The following is a 22,014-nucleotide window of genomic DNA, read 5'->3' on the forward strand; positions in this document are numbered from 1 at the left end:
CACAAAAAAAACCCCTTGTCTATGCAAGGGGAGATTCTATCTAATAAAATGTAACATATAAGTTTTGGAGGTTACTCCTGCATGATTTTTTGAACTTCATTGAATTCGTTTTCAATAATAGGATCAGGCTTATAGGTTGATAATGAAACAATCACGTTGGTCAACAGAGAAAGCGTAAACCCAGGAATGATTTCGTACCAGTCTTTCAGTGGGTGTTGCAGATAAACCCATGCTAAAACAGTAATTCCTCCTACCATCATCCCGGCAAAGCCTCCCTGCCATGTTGCCTTTTTCCATAAGAGAGAAAGCAGGATCAACGGTCCGAATGCAGAACCAAAACCGGCCCATGCATTTCCTACCAGATTAAGAATACTATCCTTAGGATCCAGGGATAAAAGAACTGCAATGACAGCTACGAGCAAAACAGAAAGCCTGCTTGCTATTAATAATTGTCTGGAAGTTGCTTTTTTATTCAGAAATGCTTTGTAAATATCTTCTGTTAATGAGCTTGAAGTCACCAATAGCTGGGAAGAAATTGTACTCATTACCGCTGCCAGAATGGCTGTAAGTAGAAACCCTGCAATAAACGGATGGAATAATATACGGGAGAAATAGATGAAAATAGTTTCTGCTTCCGTCTTTGATCCGTCAAACTTTATCATGGTATTCAGATCGAACTTTTGCAGATAAGCAATTCCTACCAATCCTATGGCTAAGGCTCCGGCAACAGTAAAGATCATCCATGTAATCCCGATGCGTCTTGCTTTGATCAGATCCTTCGGTTTATCAATGGCCATAAAACGTACCAGAATATGGGGCTGACCGCAATATCCTAATCCCCATGCCAGTAAAGACAGAATACTTACAGTGGTGGTACCTCGGAACAGATCCAGATATTTTGGATTTTTTGCTTCAATCAGAGAAAAAGTCTCTCCCACACTTCCGATTTGGGTAATCGCTACAATAGGAACAATCACCAATGCCAATACCATAATGGTGCCTTGCACAAAATCAGTAAGACTTACTGCCAGAAACCCACCTAAAAAAGTATACAGCACGACTACCAGACTTGTCAGGAGCAAGCCTACCGTGTAATCCATCCCGAAAGCTGATTCGAATAATTTTCCGCCGGATACCATTCCTGCAGACGTGTACAGGGTAAAAAATACCAGAATGAAAACAGAGGATGTAATTTTCAGAAGCTGATTTTTATTTTTAAATCTGTTTTCAAAAAATACAGGTAACGTAATGGCATTCTGCGCCACTTCTGTATAAATTCTGAGCCTTGGGGCTACAATAATATAATTGAGATAAGCTCCAATGGTCAGCCCTATCGCAATCCAGGCGCTTGAAATTCCGGACAGATACATTGCTCCCGGAACGCCCATCAAAAGCCATCCGCTCATATCGGCTGCTCCTGCAGACAATGCTGTTACGGCAGCCCCCATTTTTCGGCCGCCAATTAAAAATTCTTCTGAATTACTTGTTGATTTTCTATAAGAATATATGCCTATACCTATCATTAATAACAGATACAACCCCACAGAAATCCCTTCATATACTTGCATATCAATATTTTTATGAAGCCGAATATAACCTTTTTTTGAAAAAGGTTAAATCTTCTTCCATCCATAGAATCTTATGAAAAGGCTAAAAAATCAGAAAATCAATAAAATTTTAACACACAACCAATAATATATTCAAGGATAAAAGAAATTCATTTTCAGATCTTTCTTATTAATCATCTATTTATGAAAAGGCGATTTATAGCCGGTTTTAGACTTTTCTGCCATTCATAAAATCTTTTAAGCCTTTTGTAGCTTTATCAGTATATAATTTTTTGATAAGATCCAGCTTTCCTGAATAATCATTTGTTTTTTGGATGCTGTCATAAGCCGTCCAAAAATTAACAATATCTGAAGTAAAAATCATGGTCGGTTTCTGTGAAAAACCAGTGAAAGAATAATAGTAGTAAAACGTTTCATGGTCATTTTTAATATAGCAATAACACATACCATTATTGTATTTCACAACGGTCTTTTTACCGTATAAACACTAGAAATTTTAAAAGAACAGAAGATGAAATTACATCGTAATAACTCCAAAAAAACAAAGCCGAAACAGGTACTTTATTATTTATTTATATTAATTCCAAATAATTTTAATTCTTTCCATTTCATTGTCGCAAATATTTAATACTTTAGCTTAATAATTTGAACGAATGGGAATAATCCTTAAACCAATTGATATTGTAGATGACATTTCGCAAGAAGATTTCCGTGAAAAGTATCTAAAGCCATGTAAGCCAGTGGTAATCAGAAATATGGCAAGAAAGTGGCCCGCCTATCAAAAATGGACGATGGATTACATGAAGGAAGTGGTAGGTGACGTTGAAGTTCCCCTTTATGACAGTTCCAAAGCAGATCCTGCAGCTCCTATCAATAGTCCGACTACGAAAATGCCTTTTCGCGATTATGTGGATCTTATTCAGAGAGAGCCTACTGATCTGAGGATTTTCTTCTTTGACCCTATAAAATTTGCGCCTAAACTATTGGACGACTATGTTCCGCCAAAGAATCTGATGGGTGGATTTTTAGATAAATATCCAAGTATGTTTTTCGGAGGTAAAGGTTCTGTGACTTTCCTTCATTACGATATCGACATGCCGCATATTTTCCATACTCACTTCAATGGAAGAAAGCATGTTCTTCTGTTTGAATACAAGTGGAAAACACGTCTGTATAAACTTCCGTATGCCACTTATGCACTGGAAGATTATGATATTGCCAATCCTGATTTTGAAAAATTCCCGGCATTGGATGGTATTGAAGGAATTGAGTGTTTCCTGGAACACGGAGATACATTATTCATGCCTACAGGCTGGTGGCACTGGATGAAATATCTGGATGGGTCTTTCTCTATTTCACTGCGTGCATGGGATAAAAGCTGGGCTGTAAAAGCACATTCTCTCTGGAATCTTGCTGTTCAGCGTAATTTCGATAACTTTATGAAAGCCAGATACAAAAAAAGGTATATGGACTGGAAAGAAAGAAAAGCGGTAGAAAGAGCCCATATTGCATTAAAAAAAGGGCTTCCGAAATAAAATATTCCTTTTAGATAAAAAAATGGATGATTCACTCAGAATCATCCATTCTTTTTTATTCACTTTTGAGATGTGTGGCAAAAAATAATTAAATTGCAAAACGTTCCCCCTAATACAAATACACATATATGTTTGAAAAATTAATCGATAGCTTTGAGAAGCTGTGCCTGCAGATTATTATTGAAATATTATTGGTTCCGGTAACTATCTTCAAGTTATTTCAGGACCCGCGCCGATGTTATGACCTGTCTGTTCATGAGATGGAAAAAGAAGAGGCTGAACGTTTTCACGACTACCTCTCCCCTATCAAATTGTCTGTGTACACCTCTGTGATTATCTCCGTAATTTTAATGGATTATGGTGGTGAGCACAATATTATTTCGAAGATCAAGGGGCTAAGCATGGTAGAAAAAGCGCTCTTTATTTTTTTGATGAATAATATTACTGCAGTCATATTCACTGTTGCTTTGTTATGGTACAAAAAAGAAAAAGTAAATACCGTCACCTTCCGGACCTTATTATTTTCTTTTATTTATACAACCGTATACACCTCAACTCCTTTTTTTATATTAATCAGCTCGGCTATGTTTCTGGGACAAACTATGAATGTAGATGCTTATATAGAAAGCCTGGGCAAGATAAGCAACTATGGTACAAGAGAATATATATTCCTTCTGGTCTTTCTGGTTTTTATTATCATTGGAATTATCGGAATTTTCAAGCTTTTCAAAGCGTTGCATTATATTCTGAAAAATAACTTCAGCTATCATCCTTACATCGTATGGTTTTTCACCGTACTTTTCTTCGTTATTCAGCTCTATTATGCCAGAGGTTTTATTTAGAAACCACACGTACCGGTCTGTTCATATTTTAATTACATTTGTAAAAATTTTACATTATGCCCAAACCCCGCGAAAGAATAATAAGCACTGCTATGGTTCTCTTCCATAGACAGGGTTACAACAATACGGGCATCAATCAGATCATTGATGAAGCTGATGTATCCAAAGCAAGTTTTTACCAGCATTTTAAATCTAAAGATGACCTTTGTATTGAATTTCTCAATAAAAGGTATGATTACTGGGTATCCGAACTTGAAAAATTTACATCGAAGGCGGAAACATTGCAGGAAAAGTTTCAGAAATCCTTTGATTTTCTGATTGATATGAATGAAAGAGAAGATTTCAGAGGATGCAGTTTTCTGAATATTTTGTCGGAAATTCCTGCAGATAAAGAAGAAATTCACAACGTAATCCGTCATCATAAAAATAAATTGAGAGCATGTTTCAATGAAGACATTCAAAACGATATGGTTTCAGCACACATCTATCTTCTTTTTGAAAGCTCTATCCTCACCAGCCAGCTTTACAGGTCCAATGAACTGATAGAAAAATCTAAAATAATCGTACAGGATCTATTGAGTACTTCTCACTAAACGAAAATTCTATGTTTGGGCTAAAGCCAATAGAATTATTTACAATTTGTAAGGCGGGCTAAAGCCCACCCCTATTGAATTTTAACAACAAGATCTTTTATCTTTTATCTTTTATCTTTTATCTTTTATCTTTCCATATTAACAATTCTTAAGAAAACCTTAATTTTCTCTTCAACTCCTTTTCCAAACAGACGTTTAATTTTGTTTTGATTTTTATCTAAAATATTAAAAGTGAAGAAAATTTTTACGTCTGTTTTATTTTGTGCCTCTATTTTTTTCTATGCACAAACCGGTTCTTTGTCCGGAAACATCAATGATGACTCAAAGATAGCCCTGCCTGGGGCCAAGATTTCTCTAAGCCCGGGAAATATATATACTACCTCTGATGAACATGGAAACTTTGTATTTCTCAATGTTCCTCCGGGAAGTTATACCATGAAGATTGATTACCTTGGTTATGGTGTGCATGAGTATACTGTAACGGTAGAAGCTGAGAAAAACACCCGTCAGAATATTATTTTCGACAAAAAAGAAACCTCCATTGCTGCCATTGTCGTTTCAGGAGCAACTCTGAAAAATCAGGCAAGAGCCTTAAACAAACAGAAAAACAATGCCAATATAACCAATGTGATTTCTTCCGATCAGATCGGGCGTTTTCCTGATGCCAATATTGGGGACGCTTTGAAGCGTGTTCCGGGAATCACCATACAGAATGATCAGGGTGAAGCCAGAAACCTTATCATCAGAGGACTTGCTCCCAATCTTAACTCAGTTACCCTGAATGGAGACCGAATTCCATCTGCTGAAGGAGACAACCGTAATGTCCAGATGGATTTGATTCCGTCTGATATGATTTCCACCATCGAAGTTAATAAGACTTTAACTCCGGATATGGATGCCGATGCCATCGGAGGTTCTGTAAACCTTATCACCAGAGCTTCCCCGAATGGTCAGAGAATCTCTGCCACCGTTGCCGGAGGATACAACCCCATCCGTGAAAAAGGAAATTATACCGCCGGATTTGTCTATGGAAACAGGTTTTTGGATAAAAAACTAGGCGCTGTATTCAGCTTTTCCTATAACAACAACAATTTTGGTTCTGATAATATAGAACCTGTATGGAGCCAGGCTAATGATCTTGCCCAAACGGTTTATGTAAGCAAAATGGGAGTACGTTATTATAATGAACATCGTATCAGACATAGTTTTGATCTTAATATGGATTATGAATTCAATTCCAAAAACAAGATCTACGCTTCTGCGATGTACAACTTCCGGAATGATAAGGAAACCAGAATGGCATTAGGATATAAAATAAAGCCTGTTTACAATGCCGATGAAACTGAGATTACAGACTGGAAAGGAAGTATCACCAGACAGAATAAAGGAGGTGATGCCGATAATGACAACACCCGTCTGGAAAAGCAGAAAGTGCAGAACTATGCCTTAAGAGGGGAACATTTATTAGGATCTAAAGTGGATCTTGACTGGTCTGTAAACTATGCCATCGCCAGTGAAGACAAACCTCATCAGCGTTATATAGAATTTGAAAACAGCAAGATGAACTTTTCTCCGGATCTTAGCAATCCTGAAAAACCAATGTTCAATCTTCTGGCAGCAGACAATCTGGGCAGCTATAAACTGAGTGATCTTTCGGATGCCAATAACTTTACCCAGGAAAAAGAATTGGGCGCAAAAGTGAATATACGTTTTCCGTTTTCCGTGATTGACGGACAGAAAGGACGTCTTCGTACCGGTTTCCGTATGCGTTTGAAGAAAAAGGAAAGAGAGAATGATTTCTACGCTTTTACTCCGGTCAACAGTATGGGAAGCCTCTTATCTGTACCCACCATCAATCTTAATGGTGAGAACTTCCAGCCTGGAAATTATGTTCCGGGAACTTTTGTTGATCCATCTTTCCTTGGAGGGCTGGATTTGTTCAATCCAACTTTATTTAACGGCAAACTTAAACCTGAAAAATATCTTTCCAGCAATTACAATGCAAAGGAGCAGATTTATGCAGGCTATATCCGATGGGATCAGGATTTTAATGATAAACTATCGATGATCGTTGGAGCACGTATTGAAACAACCCAGATTGATTACACCGGAAATTATGTGATGAATGAGAAGGATCTGGTAGGACAAATCAATAATACCAACACCTACACCAACGTACTTCCGAATATCTCCTTTAAATATGTTCCGATGCAGGATCTTGTCCTTCGTGCAGCATTTACTACGGCTCTTGCCCGCCCGAATTACTACTCGCTGGTTCCTTACCTGAATGTTATTTCAGAAGATGAAATTGTTGCAGCAGGAAATCCGAATCTGAAAGCAACCTATGCCTACAATTTTGATTTCATGGCAGAAAAATACTTCAAATCTGTCGGAATTCTTTCAGGAGGTGTTTTTTATAAAAACCTGAACGACTTTATTTATACTTATTCAAAGAGAAATTATACTGCGAATGACTTCGCGAATGATTTTGCAGGACAAACCAACCCTATTCCTGCCGGAGAAAATAACTGGAAATTTACCCAGCAGCGTAACGGTGACAATGTAGATATTTATGGTTTTGAAGTCGCTTTACAAAGACAGCTTGATTTCATTCCCGGAGCTTTCTGGAAGGGACTTGGAGTCTATGTGAACTATACGTACACCAAATCTAAGGCAAAGGGAATTACCAATGAAGATGGGGTGGAAAGAACGGATGTAGGACTTCCGGGAGCTGCTCCTCACATGTTCAACGGATCTCTTTCATGGGAAAACAAACGTTTTTCGGCGAGAGTTTCCATGAACTATGCTTCTCATTATATTGACGAGCTTGGCGGCAAAGCATTTGATGACCGTTATTACGATAAACAGTTCTTCCTTGATGCCAATGCTTCTTACAAGATTACCAGCCAGCTGAGAATTTTTGCAGAAGCCAATAATCTGACGAACCAGCCGTTAAGATACTACCAGGGAATCCAGAGCAGAACCGCTCAGGCTGAATATTACAGACCGAGGTTTACGATGGGAGTGAAATTTGATTTTTAAAATACACATGAAAAACATACATTATCTACTGGCTCTTTCAGTTCTTCCTTTTGTGATCAACTGTACAGGGCAGAAAGAAGTTATAGAAAAATTAAAACCTACCGTTATTACAGAAACAGTGGTTCATGATACGGACGATCCTGCCATATGGATTAATCCTCAGGATGCTTCCAAAAGTATTATCATCGGAACAGATAAAGATACTGATGGCGGATTATATGCTTTTGATCTTAACGGGAAAATCATCAATAAAGTGTTAGGATTGAAGCGTCCCAACAATGTTGATCTTGAATATGGTTTTATTTTAAATGGACAAAAAACAGATATCGCAGCGGTAACTGAAAGGGAAACCAACAAAGTAAAATTATACTCGCTTCCTGAACTAAAAGAAGTGGGAGAAATCTCTGTATTTGAAGGAGAAACAGAACGTGGTCCGATGGGAGTTTCAATGTATAAAAATCCGGAAACCGGGGATATATTTGTGATTGCAGGAAGAAAATCCGGTCCGGCTGACGGCTACCTTTGGCAGTATAAACTAATGGAGAAAAACGGATCTGTCACAGGAGAAGTTGTCCGTAAGTTTGGGAAATACAGCGGTTTGAAAGAGATTGAAAGCATCGCTGTAGACGACGAAATGGGCTATATCTATTATTCTGATGAGCAGTTTGGGGTTCATAAATATTATGCTGATCCTGGAAAAGGCAATGAAGAGTTATCGGTATTCGGGAAAGGAGATTTTAAATCTGATGTGGAAGGAATTTCGATCTATCCTACTGCTAAAGGGAAAGGATATATTCTGGTTTCAAATCAGCAGAATGACACCTTCAATGTGTATTTAAGAGAAGACCAATCAAAAGGAAGAATAGCAGAAATTCCGGTTTCTACACTGGAAAGTGATGGATCTGAAGTGACAAACGTTAACTTAGGTCCGAAATTCCCTAAAGGCGTTTTTGTTGCCATGAGTAATGGTAGGATATTCCACCTTTACGACTGGAGAATGGTTGAAAAAGCAATAAAGTCAGCTAGAAAAAATGGTAATAAAAAATAATCTTTAACCATTAAGGTTGATAAGGTTTTAAGAGTATTAAGTTGAGTGACATTAATGAGATTGCTTCACCTTTGGTTCGCAATGACAGGTTGCTCATCTTAATACTCTTCATTTTTTCATTCTTCTTAATGGTTTATGATCTTAAAGTTTTTCAACGCAAAGGTTATTTTAAATGATCTAATATTTTAAGGGTGCAAAGAAAGAGTCGATTTTCAATCGACTGATGAAGCAAAAGTTTTATTCTTAAGCGTCGTAAGCAGCTCTGCAGCTTTATTTTGCGTTTTTAACACTACTTTTCTATTCCACATGTTTTCTCAGAAACTCCGCGGTATATGATATTTTATTTTTCAATAGCTCCGGTGGAGTTCCTTCAAACAATACTTTACCACCAAGTTTCCCTGCACCAGGCCCCATATCAATAATCCAGTCTGCTTTCGAAATAATATCAAGATTGTGTTCTATAACAATCAATGTATTATTCTGGTCTACAAGCCCGTTAAAGAACGTAAGCAGCTTTTGGGTATCACTTGGATGCAGTCCGGTACTCGGTTCATCAAGAATAATGATCTGATTGGTGTTTTTCAGTTCTCTTGTGAGTTTCAGACGCTGTCTTTCGCCTCCGGAAAAGCTGTCCAGCCTTTGTCCTAATGTAAGATAATCAAGACCTAATTGTATCAGCAGATCAAAATTTTTAAGAACAAATTCTTCCTTAAAAAAATCAGCAGCCTCAGAAACCGTCATGTTCATCACTTCCACAATTGTTTTTCCGTTATAGGTATATTGCAATACATCCGGATCAAATCCAGATCCTCCACAAACTTCACAGGGCTGCTCAATATCATCCATAAAAGCAAGGTCAATTTTTTCTATTCCCAATCCTTTACAGTTTTTGCAGGCTCCGTCACTATTCCTGCTGAAGAGTTTATCTGAAACATGGTTGGATTGTGCAAAAAGCTTACGTACAATATCTGATATTCCGAGATAAGTAAGCAAATTGGAACGGGCGCTTGCTGCAAAGAGCGATTGATCAATAATGGTCACCTCCGGATAAATTTCCGGCAGAATACGATTAATCAGAGTACTTTTTCCAGATCCCGCCACTCCTGTTACCACTGTCATTACTCCCGTTGGAATCTGTACGGTTACGTTTTTAAGATTATACCTGTTGGCATTTTTAATTTCAAGATAGCCATCAGGTTTTCTGAATTCTTGTTTGATGGAAGGTTTCGTTGCGAAATAAGAACCTGTTTTACCTGCCGAATTTTTTAGATTTTTAAATGTTCCGTTATACACCACTTCTCCTCCATTCCTTCCTGAACCCGGGCCTATATCAATCACACGGTCTGCCATTTTTATGAGATCCGGATCATGTTCTACGATTAAAACAGAGTTTCCTTTGTCTCTGATCTGCTGAATAATAGTGATGATATTCTGCAGATCCTTCGGATGAAGTCCAATACTGGGTTCATCAAAAATATACAACAGATCTATCAGGCTGTTTCCCAGGCTCCTAACCATTTTTATACGCTGAGATTCTCCTCCGGAAAGCGTATTGGTACTTCTGTCCAGAGTCAGATACTGCAATCCGATCGTAATGATATTCTGCAGCTTTGCGGAAAGCTCTTTGATGACGACTTCATATGCTTTTGAATCCAGTGAGGTAATAAACTCAAGCAGTTCATCCACTGAAAGGGCCATACAATCTGCAATACTTTTACCTTCGATTTTACAGGACAGTATTTTTTCATTCAACCGTTTTCCGTTGCATAACGGACATGTTTTGGTAATAACAACATGGTTCAGGGCGTCTTTTCTTGTAATGTTTTCTTTTGAATCTTTTTTCAGAAATGCTTTTTCAATCCTTGGAACAATTCCTTCATATTTTACCGTTTTTCCCCATTCTTTATGAGGATGCTTAGGTTTGTGTTCCGGCGCATACAGCAGGGTTTCCCATTCTTTATCGGTGAAATTCTTTAGTTTTTTATCATTATCGAAATAACCCGACAAGGTATATCTTGTTAAACGCCATCCTCCAGGCTGAAAAGTCGGGAAACGGACTGCACCTTCGTGTAAAGATTTATCACGATCAATTAAAACATTGACATTTAATGTCTGAACAAAACCTAATCCTTCACATTCAGGGCACATTCCCTGTGGATGATTAAATGAAAATACATTGGAATATCCTACAAACGGCTCTCCCATTCTCGAAAACAGCAGCCTCAGCGATGCAGACACATCTGCTGCTGTCCCCACCGTAGATCTGGCATTTCCACCCAACCGTTTTTGATTGATAATGATTGGAACATTCAAATTTTCAATTTTATCTACATCAGGCACCCCATAATGCTGCAGGCGGTTTCTGATAAAACTGTTCTGGGTTTCATTAATCTGTCTTTGTGCTTCTGCCCCAATGGTTTCAAAAACCAAAGATGATTTTCCGGATCCTGATATTCCCGTAAAAACCACAATCCTGTACTTTGGAATTTTTATGGAAATATTTTTGAGATTATTCTGCCGGGCATTGGTAATTTCTATATTTTCCATGATCAAAATGTTTAACTTTGTTAATAATTAACTAAGTTAAGTATAATTCTCATGAAACCCATTGAAAAAGAATTTTTTAACACATTTACTGATTTCCAATGCCTTATTCTGGCTCATATGAACCGGGGCAACATTAACGGAGTAACTGCTGCTCATTATAATATTATTGAATTTATTATGAGGAAAGGAACAACAACAGGAAGGGAAATATCACTGGCCTTTAACATAAGCCAGGCAGCCATTTCAAAACAGCTGAAATTTCTGATTGGTCAAGATTTGATTGTCCGGGAACAGGAGAAAGCAGACCACAGGAAATTCAATCTTTCAGTAACGGATAAAGGAAGGTTCATTGTAGATAATTCTGAAACTTTCCGTAAGGCTATGACACATCAGACGGCTTCTATACTTACCTCTGAAGAATTAAAAAACTTTAATTATCTGCTGGACAAAGTACTGAATCATTTGAAACTTTAATACCAAGATTTACCTATAGGTTCCGAATACTCTGTCCCAGACCGAAGTATAAAATCCGAAATTCTTGCTTTCATCCAAATGGTGCTGATTGTGAAACCTTGTTGTTCCCACAAAGAAACGGTCAAAAGAAGCAGGAAAAAACTCTCTGTTCAAATGCCCTATCGTTCCCCAGATAAGATTAAGTAAGAGATAAACTGAAATGGAGATCACAGAAAAATCATAGCCTATAAGTAAAACCAGCATCATCAGCCCGAATCCTATGGTTTCCAAAGGATGCAGAACAAAAAGGCTCAAAAAATTGGTACTGACATGTTCATGGTGTTTTCCATGCAAAACTTTATAGATAAAAGGTAAATGTGCTGCACAATGAAATAAATACATCAGAAAATCCATTAAGAGAAGTAAAGCAGCTACTTCCGCTATTATTCCAATTACAGATTCTGTTTGTCCCAACATGATCCATCCGTTTTTCCATAAAAAGGCTCCCAGAAGCATTACAAAGCTGTTACAGACTATGGTAAGCAGACTAAGATAAAAGTCGGATCTGGTAACAGGATGATTTTTTTCCTGTAACTGACTTTTACGGCAGGTCTTTTCGATAAAAATATATAAACCTATAGAAAACAGATATAGGAAAATATTAGTGATCAGACTGAATATAATCCATTGTGGCCAGGAAAACTGCCAAAATATCTGTAAATAACCGGAAAGTTCTGTTGGGTTAAAATTCATAAGTTTTTCATCCTTCAGCTTGATTGTCATAAAGGTATGAATTTCACCGCAAAATCAACTGATAAAGTATATTTCAGATCTTATTTCTGTCTTGCTTTTCTTCTCAACTCCCGCAGTCTTGATGTCAGTTTCTTTCTTAAATTGTTATGATATTCCCGGTAGTTTTTAATACTGTTCTCCAGATTTTTCTTGTTGAGCAGATACTCCTCATACAAATGACCCAGTTCTGAAATCTGAGTAATAACCTCTGAAGGCTGGCTTTCGGGATCTTCCGCAGCTTCTATCAGCAGACGGTAATATTCAATACGGCTGGTCAGGTTCATGTGAAGTTTTGGTTCTATTCCCTGCATGATTTTATCATTTTAGTTATTTTGTGAATTGGTAAAGGATAAAGATATTTTTTATATTATTTTTTGTTTTTGGATCCAGCTTATTTCTCCATCATAACCGGAGGTACGTCACTCTGAAATAAAATTTTGATATTTCCATTCTTTTCGTGAGCTGCTGATTTGAAATAACCACCGTTAAGAGCAGAAGAAATAAGGGTTTCATCAGGATCACCCAAAGGTAATAATGAAAGTCCTGCAAATTCATTGACGATCACTTGTGGTGAAATTCCATTGCTGTATTCTCCCCCTCCGTTGGCATTAAATACTTTATAGATCACCGGGTGAATCTGCAAGGAAATTTTTCTTGGTTTACGCTTGTCTTCCACGACAAATCCTGCCATATCTTTCCCCAGCGTAGTATCTCCCAGCTGAACGACCTGCATATAAGGTTTCAGGTTATTCACCACAATTTCGGCCGCAGAAGCTGTACTATTGGATGTGAGGATAAAAACTTTCTGCAATCCCAATGCATTCGCACGCAAAGTTGTAAAGTCCAAAGCTTTGGGATCATAAGCAATCTGTTGGGCAAATGTTCTTTTGACTTCACCTCCGTTTTTATTTCCTTTAAAAATGATGAACGGTGAACCGGATGATAATCCTGAAGGAATCAGGGAACAAAGTGCTGCGGCAGATGATACCGAACCTCCATAATTATATCGAAGATCCAGAATTAATTCCTTCACTCCGGCGGCTTTTAATTCCCCAAACTTTTGATATAGCGTTTGAGTCATTCCGTCAGGGAAATCATAGATGTACAGATAACCTACTTTTTTACCGTTTTTCTCAAAAACTTTGGATAAAACAGGCTGTTCAAAAGAGAAGCCATAGTACACGGTGATGTTTTTTTCATCCGTAACACCTCCGTTTTGCCATTTCCCAACGGTAAGCTCTACAACCGTCTGGTCTTTAATGGATGAAGCCATTGCTTCGGCATTCGCAGCAGTCATTACTTTTCCATTCACTTTGGTAATGATCATTCCTCTTTCCAGTCCTGCATTGAACGCAGGCGAATTTTGGAGCACCAGCTTAACGACTGTAACCACCTGATTACTGGCAAGCTGAACAATGGTATAATCAAAGCCGTACATATTTCTTATAGAACGTGGATACGAAGAGGAATCTTCGGTATTCACCATGAAGGAAAACCGATCTTTGGAAGACAGCAGACTTTTGAAAAAATCTTTTACAGGAAGCTGATAATCCGGCTTTGCAGGCATCTCATCTGCCCAATAATAATACCGTTTCATACTGTCCTGAACCCACAGATTCACAGATTCTGTACTTCCCTCAGGAAAAACGGATGCGCTTTCGTCATTATTATTGGTACACGAAATGAGAAAGACTGCGATGGCAATATATTGAAGTTTTAAAAAGTTTTTCATATACAATTACAGATATTCTGCTACGTCAATATCTCCTTTTACCACCCATTCTCCATTTTCCATTTTTTCCTGAAGGACAATCATATTGGCGCCCGTGTGTTGTTTTAATTTCACCTGAATCATTTTAGATCCTGCGTAAGGCTCTGTAGTTCCCGGTTTGTACAATTCCAGATATATGGGAGCTGTCGAGCTGAAGAAGCTATAGATTTTCACTGCGGTAAAGTTGTCTTTTCCTATATTATCAAACTCGGCAAGCACGACTCCGTTTTCTCTTTTCAAAATTCCTTTCACCTCTTTCAAAGAGCTTCCGGAAAATTCTCCCAGATTGGGAAAAATAAATTCAAAACCTACTTTTCCAAGATTCACCTGAGGTTTTACCGCATAGGTCTGCAGATAAATTCCGGGAAGATTAAAGAAATAGAGGTCTTTATAATCATTTATATTGTCATATGTAATATTGTATTTTGCAATTTCAGCGCCTGTTTCATTATTGTAGACAGACAATTTATTAGTTTCTTCCTGATCCAGAACAAACTGAAGCTGGGTTTCAATTTTATTTGTATAGGACGTTTTTCCGTCAATGGATACAGGCTGTCCGTTCAACCTCAACTGAAGAACATCAGGTTTGGAAAATCCTTTGATATTAACCTCTCCGGGTTTCTGTACTTTATCATACAGCTCCATCGTATTGCTGTCTGTACATGAAAAAAGTGCAGTAAAAAACAGTAGTAATGCAAAGATTTTATTCATCTTTTTCAATTATTTCTTGTAAAACTTAAAAAATATTGCCCGGCCCATGAGCCGGGCAATATATAATTATAAAAAAACTAGTTGGATATGTTCTGGATAACCTTTTTGCGAAGGCTACCCATTATTTTATATAAAATTTCATAGTGCTGCTAAAAATCAGATTCCAGGGGATAGAATGATTATTTTTTAATAAACTTCAGTCTTTCCGTAGTTTTTCCATCCGTAATTTCAGCGATATACGCTCCTGCTATAATACCAGACATATTTATCGTTTTAGCATATGGAGTGGTTAATACTTTTTGTCCTGCTGCATTGTAAATATTGACTACAGTTGTGTTTTCTTTCAATGCCGGGTTAAGCTGCAGCTGTAAAGATTCTCTTACCGGATTTTCTGCTATTTGTGTAAGTGTTTTGTTTCCTTTTACATCCTTAGTTCCCAAAAATGGAGTATTAAAAATTCCTATTTCATCAATATTAATGTTCTGTACATTATTTCCGCTTGTTTTTCTGTTTGACCACATTCCGATATAGATCTTTTTTCCTGCAAAAGCAGAAAGATCTACAAGGGATTCTACAAACTGGGTAAGATCAGCCGGAAAAGGATTGGCTGAGTCACCTACCTGTATTTTATAAATACTCTGAACATCATTTCCACCTGCATCTACTGTCATCGCCTGAAAGTCCGACAACGTAGGAACTTCTTTCTGCGGTGTGCTTACATAGATAAAAAGTTCTCTGGCAACAATCGTATGAGTAGATCTCTGTCTCCCGATATAAGCGGCCAGCGTAATGGTTCCTGCAATATTGGTAAGATCAATCTGAGGAGAAATAATCCAGTCATTTTCTGTGGTAAATCCGTTAGCATTTCCATTTGGAACCAAATTGATAGAATGGCGGAGAACACCTGCAGTTCCATAGGCCAAGGTAGTTCCGTTGTGATAGATGTTTTCCCCCTGTACCCAACCGTTGCCATTGCTGTTCAGGTCATGAAATGTCCAGCCCTGAAGATCGGCAGGAGTATCAAAAGAATTTCCCCATACCAGAGACTGTGCTGCAGCCAGGTGGGATAAAAACAGAGCAGATGATAAAATTATTTTTTTCATAATGCTGATGATTAATGTTTTTGAAGTAAAAGCAAGGAAGCAGCATAAGCTGTTCCCTGCTTTTTAAAGTTTTTTATTATTCTACAACAGAGAAATTGTATTTTGTCCAAAGTCCCTGGAAGTTTCCACAGTTTCTTGGAGATACATTCCAACCACCTTCGTTGAAGAACGGCTGGCTCATACCCCATAGAGATGCAGGAGTTCCAGTTAACAGATTGGCTGCAGGGATTCCCGCTGTTCCTGTACCTGTAACGGAAGTAGTAAATCCGTGAACCTGGATTGTGCTGTAAGCTGAAGCTGAAGAAAGTTCAGAACCTGTACCTTCTACTTTGATTCCAACAGGATATCCTGTAACGACAGCGTTATTTAATGTTAATCTTCCATGTCTTCTGATGTGGATACCGTTTTCATACAAAGCACCTTTAGTAGAGTTCTTAGAACCAACGATAGTAAGGTTGTTGATCACCGGGTGAGTTAACAATGTTGTAGAAGAACCTTCTGCGTTGTTATCAAGCTCGATACCGTTAGAATCAGGGCTTGATCCGCTAAGACTGTGTGTAGAGTTGTAATCTGCCAAAGCTAATGCACAAGTAATAGTTCCTGTATATCCGTTATCGAAATCGAAGTTATCATCATCTGCAGCAAAAGAAACAAGGTTTGAAGCGTTTACAGTACCACCGAAGAATTCGAAAGAGTCATCTTTTCCGAAAGATACCTGAATATGATCCAAAGTAGTTCCGTTTCCAACCCCTCCTAAAGTAAGACCGTTGATTTCGTTTCCTGAGTTTGGCGCTAAAAGATCATATCCTGCAAATTCGATACGTACATACTTCAATGTTCCCCCATTATGAGAAGCATTAGTACCTCCATAATAGAAATCAGGACCAGATAATCCTTCAATTGTTTTTGTGAAAGGCGTGTTTGTAGGAGCATCTCCTAAGATAATAACCCCTCCGAAGTCACCAGGAGCGGCAGTTGTATCTTCGTTTCCATCTAACAATTTGTAGCTTGTGAAAATGATTGGCTGAGCTTCAGTACCTGCTGCGTTGATTTTTCCTGTTTTAGAAATTACCAAAACTCCTGTAGCTGTATTGTTTGTGTTTGGTTTAGCCTTAATGAATGTACCCGGCTGGATTGTCAATGTAGCCCCATTTTTTACAGTTACAATTCCATTTAGTTCAACTACACCACTCCATGTAGTATTTGAAGTAATATCACCACTTACACTGGTTACCGGCAGCGCAGAAGCTGTAAGGTACTCAGCAGAAGTAGATTTCATTTCGAATGGAGAAGATGAATCTGCCAGTTGATCATTTTGACAAGCTGTAAGAGATAATGCTGCCACTGCAATTAGAGTTAGTCTTTTCATTGTTATAATTTTTAGTACAATCCGGCTGTGTTATTTTTATACCAGATCAGTTTTTTAATATTCAGGAATATCTTCCTCTCTATTCCTTCGATTTGTTTTTTTGGTGTTCATCCCATCGCTGCAGGAGGAACTGCATTGCGGGCGTTCCCATAAGAATCGTTAATGCCTGGGAAAAGCTGTTAACGTCCGGTTTTTTCAGAACTGTACTGCTGTGCGCATCATCAGTAATTTTCAGTTTTGATCAGGTTCCCGAAACCTGTACGCTGCTATATTTAAGATATCTTTCTCTATTGTTGTTTTTGATATTCGTGTTTTAGAACATATAGTTCACACTTAGGCTGAACATTCTTCCGCTGTAGGCCCGAAACATAATCTTATCAATATTTTTATCATATCTGTCTGTTGCACCGGGTAAAAGTCCCCAGGCTTCCCGCTCAGTTCCGATGGCACTCCCCAATCCCAGAGGTATCGCATAGGAATTATAATTATTATAGTATTCCTTCACCCTGTTGAATAAGTTTCTGGCATTTAATTTTAATTCAAGGTTTTTATTCCGAAGAAATTTATAGGAGATCTGCGCGTCTGCCACAGCGTAAGGGCGCTGTATTTCTTCACCTTTGTAAGCATATCCGACAGTGATATACTGATCTCCTTTAGCATTGTATAAAAAGCTCAGTCCCAAACGATCACCATCATATGTCAATCCAAGATTATAGGCATAAGGAGTCTGTCCATAGAGCGGACGTTTTACTTCATAGGTGTCATCATTGTCACCTGTTTTATAAAGGTCTTTAAAAGCTACCACTTTCGTATGATTATAGGTAAAGTTTCCACTGATGAAAAGCTTTTCCAGAAAGGTTCCGTCTGCAATAAATCCTAAATTCTTTCTTACTTCAGCTTCCACTCCCAATAATTTTGCATTTTTCGAATTACCATTATAGAGATATAAATTTCCTTCGCTGGAAATATGCCCCTCACGTTCTATCGGCCGGTCTATATTTTTATAATAGAGCCCTGCAGAAAATATTTCTCCCAATCCGGGAAACCATTCAAATTTGAAATCATAATTATTAATGACAGAAGATGTCATTTCGGTATTATAGATTAAACCATTAGCTATCGGATCGAAATAAGGAAGTCCTGTTCTTTCATTGAACTGAGGACGGATCACAGATCTGTTGTAAGCAAGCCTTAGATTAATTTTATTGGTAGGGCTGTAGGTAAAGTTTGCAGAGGGCATCCATTGCCATGGCTTATCCTCAATAGCCGCTCTTTCTACATTCTTTGTATCACTTGGGTCTAATTGCTGTGAGATAAGATCATATTTAAAGTATTCTGCACGAAGTCCCCAAACTAACCTTAATTTCTTCCAACGGTTATCAAACATCACAAAAACCGCATGCTGACTCACCTCTCCTTCATACTTGTCATTTTTATACAATGCTTTGGTTTCCCATCCGATACCTCCCGGTACATATTGAGATCCATTGAACCAATCTGCCAGAGCTCCATACATCGTCAAATAATTTTTCTCACTATTCGGAACATTTCTGTTCTCATCCACTCGCAGAAAGAACTTCTGTTGTTGATTGGTATTATTCTTCAATGTACCTGCATATCCTGTCTTAACCGTATTTTTTAAATTTCCCAGATCCAGATCCCATTTAACCGAAGCTCCATAATTGTAATCTGTTTCTTTATTGGCGATATATCCTCTGTAAAAATTTCCTCCGGTATTATAAATTTTATGATAGGTCAGAATTTCACTCCCGATAAAATCATAAAGTGTCAGATATTGTGTATAATCTTTCGTATCAGATGTTATCCCTGTTCTTGCTGCAAACCAGTTGACTTCTGCATTTCCTATTTTATGATTTCCTTCCAGTTTATTTTGTAGAAGCATCTGAAAAATAGGGTAATTGGTGTTATCAGTATAAGGCCTGTCTAAGTTTTTAATCTGAGCAGGATCATTATTGGGGATGATACCGTTATAAAAATAATTATAGGCTAATTCCGCGTTGGAAGCCATGGAACTACCAGTGGTATATTCATTCCATCCGGTAACTCTTGTCAGTGTATTATCAAAAATATGAGTATATGAATTACGGAATGAGATTCTGTTTTTCCCTAGCTGAAGCCCAAAATTAAGCATCCCCGCTACCGTAGAGTTGTAATTATAGGAAGCTCCTTTATTTTTGAAATTATAAAATGGTATCGGAGCGACTCCCTTTGTTTCCCAATCGGCGACATAAGGTCCTGTGGTATCCAGCCAGTTTCCTCTTCCTGTATGGTCAATATCCAGTTTATTCTGCTCATTTCTGATGACAAATGCTCCGGCAAATCCCCATTTATTATTGTTTTTTAGCGCGTAGGTTCTTCCCAGTGCCAGCTGTATATTAGATCCCATGTCACCTCTGGTTTTATAGGTGCTGAAATTGTCATTGGTAAACTGCCTGGATTGTTCAAAAAACCTTGGATCTGTCCAGTTCATCGGCTCCAGTCCTTTGGGAAAATCTCTTGTCCCGTCATCATATCCGAAATAATCATACTTTCCACGCTTACGGGTCAGAAATTCTTTGAAGGCCGACTGATCATTATACGAAGTTCCCAACGTTACGGTTGTAAAATTTTCATTGGGAATATCTTTTGTTCGCACTTCTACATAACCTCCTGCAAAACTGGCATTCATATCCGGGGTGGCCGATTTGCTTACCACCACACTTTCTACCATTGCCGTAGGAATGATATCAAATGAAAAGTTCTGGTTATAAGCTTCCGTACTTGGCAGGTTGATTCCGTCCATGGCAGCAGTGTTCCAGCGTTCTCCCATCGATCGTACTACCACATATTTATTATCAATAGTAGTGATTCCTGTTACTCTTTTCAAAGTTCCTCCTACATCGCTGTCCGGTGTTTTGGAAATTTGTTCTGCAGAAATACCATCACTCATCTGCGCTGCTTTCTTCTGCTGGGCAAGAAGTCCTGCCTGAGTATCTGCTTTACGGGCTGCCGTAATGACCACTTCTTTGATGTCTGTAATTTTATCTGAGGCCTTGTTTAAAGCAAATGAAACAGCATTGGTTTCTTTATTCGTAACAGATAATTTTTCAACTCTCAGCGTATTATATTTAGGTGCTTTTATGGTCAGATTATAAGTTCCCGAGGGAAGATCTATCGTAAAGTCACCGTTATTATCAGTGACCACTGTTTTCTGAGCTACAGTAACTTCTGCTACGGTAATGGGATTTCCTACTTCATCCACTATTTTACCGGAAATTCGTCCGTTTCCCAATGCGGAAATAGCAGAGCTTTCATATTTTATCGAAATAAGATCACCATGCAGTCGGTAAATAATAGGAAGTCCGTTCGTAATATCCTTCAGACAGTTGTTGACAGAAGTATTTTCGCATTTCACTCCTTTTACCTTCAGCTCTTTAATGTCTACCTTGGAATACGCCAGTCTCATTCCCGTTTTTCCGGCAAATTCTTCCAAAACTTCAATCAACGGTCTGTTGGCAGGTACAGAAAATGTCACTTTCTGAACCAGCTCCTGAGCTTCTGCGGCTACAGTAAAAAATAAGGCTGCTATGGTAATCCCACATTTCAAACTTTTCATACTTAATAGTGTTCTCTTGATTATGATTATTTAATTTTTTTTGAATAATGATTTATTTCTTAAGGATATAGGTGTTTTCTTTTTTCTGTACTTCCAACCCCAGAATGAAGGCCAGGGATTCAATATTTTCGCCAACGGTACCGCCTGTGAAATCGGCAGTAATCTTTTTATTTTCAGATTCTTTAGGATACATAACCGTTGTACTGTAATTGCTTTCCAGGACTGCTACTACTTCTTTTAAAGGAACATCGTTAAAGCTCAAAGACAATATCGCAGGAACTGTTTTTGCTGAGTTTTTCACAGGTTTCAATGCAATAATGGCTGTAGTATGCGCAATTCCAAAGTTGGTCCATTTCTGATTCGGCGCAAGGAAAGAAACCGGAACGCCAGGAGAAGAAACAGCAACCTTCCCTTCATAAAGATCAACAGCTTTTTTCTTGCCTGACTGTGAAATCTTAAATACCGTTCCCAATACTTTGGTACTGAAGCCATCTGCACGAACGATAAAAGGATGTGTTTTAGATTTTGCGACAGAGAATATGGCATCTCCTTTTAAATCCACTACTCTGGTAGACGCAGGAAAAGATTTTTCTACAGTCAGTACAGCGCCTGGTAAAAGAGTAACTACAGATCCGTCTTCAAGCTGAACAATACGGTTCCCGGATTTTGCAAGATATACATCAGGCTTAATGAACATGGTGTAGGTAAATATTCCACCCAATGACAACAGCAGAATAATAACTGCAGCCATTTTATAGAGATGCGTTGTAAAGCTTTTTACAGATGAAATAGAAATACTTTCTGTTTGAGGAAAATAATACTCCAGTCCGGACAATATTCTTTCTTTGGATTCTTTCATATGAGTAGCATCCAGATTTTTTTCTGTCTGAGTTCTCCATTGCTTTAAAAGTTCATTTTCTTTTTCAGAGATTGAGTCTTCCGAAACTTCCCGTTCCCAAAGTCTGAAAACAAAGGCTTCAATATTTTTATATGGTAAACGTTTTTTCATAAGGTCTTTCATGTA

General features: G+C 38.0%; 17 protein-coding genes. 6 read left to right on the forward strand and 11 right to left on the reverse strand.

What is annotated here, in order from left to right; translation table 11 throughout:
- Window positions 1-71: 71 nt before the first annotated feature.
- Window positions 72-1,568: a sodium/proline symporter PutP gene (gene putP, locus DDF69_RS15205; RefSeq protein ID WP_114821515.1), complete on the reverse strand. Its 1,497-nt coding sequence runs from the start codon at window positions 1,566-1,568 to the stop codon at window positions 72-74.
- 208 nt (window positions 1,569-1,776) lie between these two features.
- A complete protein-coding gene (locus DDF69_RS15210; protein WP_162800944.1) occupies window positions 1,777-2,031 on the reverse strand; it encodes a hypothetical protein in 255 nt (84 codons plus the stop codon).
- A 190-nt stretch (window positions 2,032-2,221) separates the two neighbouring features.
- On the opposite strand from DDF69_RS15210, the gene DDF69_RS15215 reads away from it, so the two are divergent.
- The 5 genes from DDF69_RS15215 to DDF69_RS15235 all read left to right on the forward strand — a co-directional run bounded on the left by DDF69_RS15215 (window position 2,222) and on the right by DDF69_RS15235 (window position 8,628).
- Window positions 2,222-3,103: a cupin-like domain-containing protein gene (locus DDF69_RS15215; protein WP_114821517.1), complete on the forward strand. Its 882-nt coding sequence runs from the start codon at window positions 2,222-2,224 to the stop codon at window positions 3,101-3,103.
- Between the two features lie 128 nt (window positions 3,104-3,231).
- Window positions 3,232-3,945 (forward strand): hypothetical protein, encoded by a 714-nt coding sequence (locus DDF69_RS15220; RefSeq protein WP_114821518.1) that lies wholly within the window; start codon window positions 3,232-3,234, stop codon window positions 3,943-3,945.
- A 56-nt stretch (window positions 3,946-4,001) separates the two neighbouring features.
- On the forward strand, window positions 4,002-4,538 hold the full coding sequence (locus DDF69_RS15225) for a TetR/AcrR family transcriptional regulator (RefSeq protein WP_114821519.1): 537 nt from the start codon (window positions 4,002-4,004) through the stop codon (window positions 4,536-4,538).
- 231 nt (window positions 4,539-4,769) lie between these two features.
- Entirely contained in the window at window positions 4,770-7,580 is a 2,811-nt protein-coding gene (locus tag DDF69_RS15230; protein WP_114821520.1) for a TonB-dependent receptor, read from the forward strand.
- Window positions 7,581-7,587: 7 nt separating this feature from the next.
- Window positions 7,588-8,628 carry a phytase gene (locus tag DDF69_RS15235; protein ID WP_114821521.1) on the forward strand — a complete coding sequence of 347 codons (1,041 nt, stop codon included), beginning with the start codon at window positions 7,588-7,590 and terminating at the stop codon, window positions 8,626-8,628.
- A 297-nt stretch (window positions 8,629-8,925) separates the two neighbouring features.
- Here DDF69_RS15235 and DDF69_RS15240 read toward each other — a convergent pair whose 3' ends face one another.
- Window positions 8,926-11,175, reverse strand: coding sequence for an ATP-binding cassette domain-containing protein (locus tag DDF69_RS15240; RefSeq protein ID WP_114821522.1), 2,250 nt, complete (start codon window positions 11,173-11,175; stop codon window positions 8,926-8,928).
- A 51-nt stretch (window positions 11,176-11,226) separates the two neighbouring features.
- On the opposite strand from DDF69_RS15240, the gene DDF69_RS15245 reads away from it, so the two are divergent.
- The gene (locus tag DDF69_RS15245) at window positions 11,227-11,649 is read left to right on the forward strand and encodes a MarR family winged helix-turn-helix transcriptional regulator (protein WP_114821523.1); all 423 of its coding nucleotides are present in this window, start codon (window positions 11,227-11,229) and stop codon (window positions 11,647-11,649) included.
- A gap of 9 nt (window positions 11,650-11,658) precedes the next feature.
- Here DDF69_RS15245 and DDF69_RS15250 read toward each other — a convergent pair whose 3' ends face one another.
- The 8 genes from DDF69_RS15250 to DDF69_RS15285 form a co-directional block, all read right to left on the reverse strand.
- On the reverse strand, window positions 11,659-12,411 hold the full coding sequence (locus tag DDF69_RS15250; protein WP_228412011.1) for a sterol desaturase family protein: 753 nt from the start codon (window positions 12,409-12,411) through the stop codon (window positions 11,659-11,661).
- A gap of 50 nt (window positions 12,412-12,461) precedes the next feature.
- Entirely contained in the window at window positions 12,462-12,731 is a 270-nt protein-coding gene (locus DDF69_RS15255; protein ID WP_114821524.1) for a hypothetical protein, read from the reverse strand.
- 80 nt (window positions 12,732-12,811) lie between these two features.
- On the reverse strand, window positions 12,812-14,152 hold the full coding sequence (locus DDF69_RS15260; RefSeq protein WP_114821525.1) for a S41 family peptidase: 1,341 nt from the start codon (window positions 14,150-14,152) through the stop codon (window positions 12,812-12,814).
- Between the two features lie 6 nt (window positions 14,153-14,158).
- Entirely contained in the window at window positions 14,159-14,902 is a 744-nt protein-coding gene (locus DDF69_RS15265) for a hypothetical protein (RefSeq protein WP_228412012.1), read from the reverse strand.
- A gap of 179 nt (window positions 14,903-15,081) precedes the next feature.
- Window positions 15,082-16,005, reverse strand: coding sequence for a T9SS-dependent choice-of-anchor J family protein (locus DDF69_RS15270; RefSeq protein WP_114821526.1), 924 nt, complete (start codon window positions 16,003-16,005; stop codon window positions 15,082-15,084).
- Between the two features lie 76 nt (window positions 16,006-16,081).
- Window positions 16,082-17,374 carry a hypothetical protein gene (locus DDF69_RS15275; RefSeq protein ID WP_114821527.1) on the reverse strand — a complete coding sequence of 431 codons (1,293 nt, stop codon included), beginning with the start codon at window positions 17,372-17,374 and terminating at the stop codon, window positions 16,082-16,084.
- A 313-nt stretch (window positions 17,375-17,687) separates the two neighbouring features.
- Window positions 17,688-20,990, reverse strand: a complete 3,303-nt coding sequence (locus tag DDF69_RS15280; RefSeq protein WP_114821528.1) for a TonB-dependent receptor — start codon at window positions 20,988-20,990, stop codon at window positions 17,688-17,690.
- Window positions 20,991-21,042: 52 nt separating this feature from the next.
- Window positions 21,043-21,999 carry a FecR family protein gene (locus DDF69_RS15285; protein WP_228412013.1) on the reverse strand — a complete coding sequence of 319 codons (957 nt, stop codon included), beginning with the start codon at window positions 21,997-21,999 and terminating at the stop codon, window positions 21,043-21,045.
- Window positions 22,000-22,014 lie beyond the last annotated feature (15 nt).

The sequence above is a fragment of the Chryseobacterium sp. KLBC 52 genome (genome assembly GCF_003347605.1).
Classification (GTDB): domain Bacteria; phylum Bacteroidota; class Bacteroidia; order Flavobacteriales; family Weeksellaceae; genus Chryseobacterium.